Raw genomic sequence first — 5,288 nt, 5'->3', positions numbered from 1 at the left:
ACGTCGCCGCCGAGCAGCAGAAAGTCGATCAGGGAGAGCGCGAGACCACGCCAGGCCGCCTTCCGGGCCTCCTCGGCGTCCTCTGCGGAGGCGAGCTGGAACCCGCCGGGCGTGTCCAGGCTGGCCATCATCGTGAGCAGCTCCGCCTGCTGGAAACCCTGCACGACACCGACCGCGCCGATGGCGGCGGACAGGCCACCGGCGGCGAGCGCGACCGGCGGCTCGATCATCGCCAGCACGATCAGGAGCATGCTCGCCACGTCCATGCCCAGCTCGCCGGCGAGATCACGCAGCTGGCCCACCAGCAGGACCAGGTCGATCCTCCGGCGCTGCTCGTCGGTGAACGCCTCGATCACGTCCGGGTACACCGCCGCCAACCGCCGCGCCGCGACCGGATGCGCGGACAGCAGGAACGCGCGCAGCTCGTCCACGTTGTCCAGCCGGTCCTTGAGCTCCGCGAGCGCCTTGGCGGTGGCGTCGCCGTCGGTTCCGGCCGCGAGTTGGTCGGTGAACTCGCCGAGCGTCGGAGCCTCGTCCTCGTCCCGCGTGATCGTGATGAACAAGGGCGCCAGCGGCTCGTCGGCGGCGATTTTGCCGATCTGCGCGGTCAGCCGCTGCGCGCTGCGGCTCTCCGCCTCGGTGGGCTCGCGGTCGCCCATGACCCACGTCAACAACGCCGCCTCGTGCAGCAGTGGGCGCAGCGCGGCGGTCTTCGCCTTCAACGCGCCGCCCGGCTCGGGCAGGGGCAACGGAGCATCCGACGGGTGGAAGCGGCGCCGCTGCGTCTCCAGCGCCCGCTCAGCCAGCATGAGACGGGCCAGCGTGTAGTCGAGCGCGGTCTGGGTGAACAGCCCGCCAAGCGGCAGGTCCGGCCGGTAGACGTCGCCGTCCCAGGCGTCGTCGCCCTGCGCGTGCAGTTCGGCGAGCCGCAGGTCGGCGTTGAGGTACGGGCCCGGATCGTGGTCGGGGTACTGCGTGGACAGCCACGGCGCCCGGTGCGGCATGCCCGCCACGCAGTAGTACCGGCCGTCGCGGGTGGTGCGCAGCACATGGCCCTCGACGGTGGTCAGGGCGACCACCCGCGGGTCGGCCCGGGCGGAGGTGAGGTCGGTGCGGGCGGGACCGGTGCCCGACAGCACATCGGCGTAGGTGAGGTTCGTCGACAGCTCGCACGCGTAGTAGAGCTCCAGCAGGGGGTTCGCCTGCAGCACCGCGGTCGCGACGCCGGTCAGTCGCGCCTGGGCGATCGCCTGGTCCTCGTGGAGACAACCGGCTATCGGAGCCAGCACCGGCCCGGCGAGGATGTTCTCGTCCTTGACGTCATGGTGGGCCACGACGACGCCGGTCAGTTGCTGCCCGGCCTCCACGTAGGCGTCCGCGAGGTGCTGCGCGTCGGCTGCGTCCCGCACGAGCGCCGCGACCCGCTTCTCCGGCTCGGAGTAGGCGGTGCTCCACAGCATCTCGCCCAGCACCGCCAGCGCCGCCGGTGGGGGCTCGACGTCGTCCATGCCGCCGGCTGGTCGTTCGTCGTCGCCGAGAGCGAGGATGGTCAGCACGTCGGGGTAGCTCAGCTCGTGCGCGGTGATCTGGCGCTCCAGCGCCAGGAAGCCGACCTGCGCGGTCCGGTACGGCATGAGCTGCTGTGCCTCGCCGAGCAGGTTGCGTACCGTCTCGGCGGCACGCACGGCAGCCAGCACTCGGGTGTCCGCCGCCCGCAGGCGCTGCACCGCCGCCGGCCCGTACCGGTCGCGCAGCCGCCGGAGGAACGCCGGAGCCGATTGTGGATAGTCCCGTTCCACGCCGGTGATTCCCTCCAGCAGGTGAAGGAAAACCGCGACGTCGGCCGCCGGATGTCGTTGCAGATAGTCAAGGAGATCGGCATCCTCCATGCGGCCGACGCCGATGGTGGACGTGACGACAGATCGCATCGGCTGACTCATCGAGATACACCCACGCCTTCTATGCCTAGCCGCAACCCCTATGACATCGTCGCGACGTGGGGCTAGCACATCGTCCATTGAGGCAAGCATGACCTCCCCGTCCGGTGCCGACCCACGCCTTCTGGCTCTGGCCAAGGCGATCGGCATGGTCGACGGCGACGGCAACGTGAACCAGGACTGGTTCGCCGATCCGATCAGCCGCCTGCGCGGCATGGTCACCGACCCGGGGCAGCGCCGCGCCCTGCTCGATCTGCTCGACCTCGCGTTGCCCCCGGCACCTGAACTCGGCAGCGCGAGGGAGTCCTGGCATCCGCTGTTCGAAAAGGACCCCTTCGGTCTCTACCTGACCGTCGCCGGTGACGTGCTTGGAATCGCCGCCCGCGCGGGCACCGGCGCGGGCGACCCGAACGCCGCCCTGGTGCTCACCCTGCCCCTGGTCGACGCCTCGTCCGAGCTGACCGTCATCGCCGGCACCGCGGCCGGCCCGCTGGAGGTACGCCTCGACCTGGCCACCACCGGCATCGACGCCTCGGTGCTGGCCCGGGTCGAGCTCGACGGTGGCGGCTCCGTCCGGATCGTGCTGCGCGACATCGATCTCGGCGACGGGCTGCCACGTACCGTCGAGCTGGACCCGACGGCGCTCGACGCCGGAGCCGCGCCGGTCCTCGTCGCTCTGGTCCGGGAAACCCTGGACCGCATCGGCGTCGCCGACAACCCCGTCGTCGCCCACCTGCCCGGCGTGCTCGGGCTGACCGCCGGCGTGCCGGCATTGCCGATCGCGCGGCTCGGCAGCGACCCGACCGCCTTCCGCGACTGGATCGGCGCGCTCGCGGCAGACCCGGTCGTGCTGCGCAGCTGGTTCGGCCACGTGGCCGGACTGGCCGGCGCCGATCCCACGATCGGCGGCGAGGGCACCGAGGAGCGGCCGTTCCGAGCCGTCCTGCTCTCGATCGCCGGCGGGCCGCAGCTGGTCCTGACGCTGGCGCGCACCGGCTCGGGTGACACCGGCCGGGTCCTGATCGGGCTGCGCGCGGAGCTGAGCAACGGCACAATCCGGCTGGACGCGGGCGCCACGCTCGCGGCGATCGCGACGGGCGGAACCGCCCCCGCCGTGATCCTGCCCGAGGCGGGAATAGGCATCGCCGCGGTGCCGCCGCTGCCGCCGTCCGGCGCCGTCCAGGTCGCCTCGATCAGCGCTGGGTTGCGCTGGCAGGGCGCCGCCGTGCAACCGCACCTGGAACTGCACCAGGTGACCCTCGGCGGCAACACGTACCCGGTGTTGGACCTCTCCAGCGTCGACGCGGTGGAAGCGGCCGCGGCGACCGCGATCGGGGACGCGCTGAACCAACTGCTCGGGCCGACCGGTCCTGGTCACGCGCTCGCCGCGTTGATCGGACTGGTCCCCCCCGGCGGCCGACCCGACCTCACCGCACCGGGTCGCGATCGCCGACCTGGGCGTCCGCGCCGACGCGGGCGATCGCCGCGTTCCACCGGGCGGTCCTCGACGACCCGGGCCGCTGGTCGGCGCTGCTGGCCGAGTTGGCCGCGCTCGCCGGCCTCGACGGCGAGGTCACCGGCACGGGCAGCGGCACCGACCCGTGGCGGGTACGGCTGGCCACGGCCGGCAGTGTGGGGGTGCATCTCGCCGCCTGGGACGAGCGCGGCCCCGCTGTTCCGCAAGCGCACGGGCTGCGGATCGGCTTTCAACTCGACGCCGACACCGGATGGGTGGACGTCACTGCGCGGGCCGGGCTGCTCGGCTTCGATCTGACCGACGGCCCCACCGCCACCGCGCTGCTGCCCGGCGTGACCCTGACCGCCGGCACCGTCCCGCCGGCCGTGGTGACCCCCGGCGGCACCCGCCTCGACGCGCAACGCGCCTGGCTGCAGGCCAGCTGGCGGCCCGGGACCGTCTTGCGCGTCGACGGGCACGTCGTGGGCCTGGCGCTGCGCGCCGACGGCGAACGGCTCGGTCCGGTTGACATCACGGTGCCCGCCCCTGGCGGCTTCGACCCCACCGCCCCCCGACCTGGGAATCGGTGTCCCCGCCGGACGTCCTCGCCGCGCTGCTGCGCCTACTCGTCGCGGAGGCAGCGCTGGGCTGGGGCGGCCCCCCGGGCCGCGGTGGCGACCGCGCTGCTGGGCCTGCACCGGCGGCTACCCGGCCTGCCCGGCGCTGGCCGGTGCTGCTGCCCCGGCCGCCCCCGACGACGATCTCGCCGCGCTGCTGCGCGACCCGGTGCCCGCGCTGCGCAACCAGCTGCGACAGCTCACCGTCGGCGTCTCCAGCGACGGGACCCCGTTCGCGGTGCCCGCGCTGCGCTGGCTGACCGCCGTGCTGGGCGGCGCCGACACCCTCGACCCCGCAGTCCTGCCGCCCCTGCCAGCCGGTTGGGGAACCGAGGAGCACCCGTGGCGGCTGGTGCTGCCCGCCGACAACCGCGTCGACCTGCTCCTGTGGACCTCGGAAACGGGCCCGGGACCGGGATGGGTCGACGCTTACGCCCGCGACCTCCTCGACGCGGAAACCGGCACCGCGCTCCTCGAGCGGCTGCGGGTCACCGCCGAAGCGCTGCCCGCCCCGTCCGCGGCGTTGCACGGGCGCGAACCGGAGACACTCGGCGACGCGGTGGACACCCTCGCCCGCTGGTGCGCCGACAGCGACGGCGTCGTACCGCACTGGTCCCAGGTCGCGGTCGGCCCGAGATGGCAGGTGGGGAAGACGCTGACCTGCGCCCACCAGGACCTGCCCGGCGACGCGAACGCCATCGCCCAGGTCCGTCACCAACTGGACGCCGCCGCGCCGGCCGACGACCGGTGCGTCCTGCTCGTGTCGGCACCGTTCGCCGACCACCGGTCCTGGCGCGCGCTGCTCGCCGAGATCGACCCGGAGCACGCCCCCGACGCGCACTTCCACCTGCGGATTCCCGGCGTCGACCCGATGACGGTCGACCTCGCCGAAACCAGGGCGGTCTCCCCGACGTACACAGTCGACCTCGCCGACCAGGGCGCCGACCCGTTGAGCCTGCAGGCACAGCTCGGCCGGGTCGTGGACCGCGCCCGCGCCCTCACCGGCCACCCGCGGGTGCACCTGGTCGCCCACTCCACCGCCGGAGTCACCGCCCGGGCGTTCGCCGCCGCCCACCCGCAGCTGATCGCCGGGGTCATCACCCTCGGCACCCCGCACGCCGGCAGCCCCCTCACCCCGCTGACCGACCCCCACCTGGCCGACGCGGTCCGCTTCGCCGCCACGCTCGCCCCCCGACAGCCGTACCGCTGTCCTGCGCGCGGTGACGTTCCTGGCCGGCGGGCCCGACCAGGCGGCCTTCGCCGGCCTACCGGGCGACC

3 protein-coding genes are annotated in these 5,288 nt (G+C 73.9%); 2 read left to right on the top strand and 1 reads right to left on the bottom strand.

What is annotated here, in order from left to right; genetic code table 11:
- Nucleotides 1–1,928: hypothetical protein (locus JNW89_RS26775; protein WP_238451108.1), on the bottom strand; the 1,928-nt coding region annotated here is incomplete at its 3' end.
- Between the two features lie 100 nt (nt 1,929–2,028).
- On the opposite strand from JNW89_RS26775, the gene JNW89_RS26770 reads away from it, so the two are divergent.
- Both JNW89_RS26770 and JNW89_RS26765 read left to right on the top strand, forming a co-directional pair.
- Entirely contained in the window at nt 2,029–3,711 is a 1,683-nt protein-coding gene (locus JNW89_RS26770) for a hypothetical protein (protein ID WP_238451107.1), read from the top strand.
- A gap of 468 nt (nt 3,712–4,179) precedes the next feature.
- A partial coding sequence (locus JNW89_RS26765; RefSeq protein ID WP_238451105.1) for a triacylglycerol lipase occupies nt 4,180–5,288 on the top strand: 1,109 nt, incomplete at its 3' end.

This window comes from Micromonospora sp. 4G55 (assembly GCF_016803375.1).
This window is presented reverse-complemented; position numbering and strand designations above follow the sequence as displayed.

Coding starts and splice junctions, on each gene's coding strand:
- JNW89_RS26770 (WP_238451107.1), top strand. CDS start 2,029: ATGACCTCCCCGTCCGGTGCCGACCCACGCCTTCTGGCTCTGGCCAAG.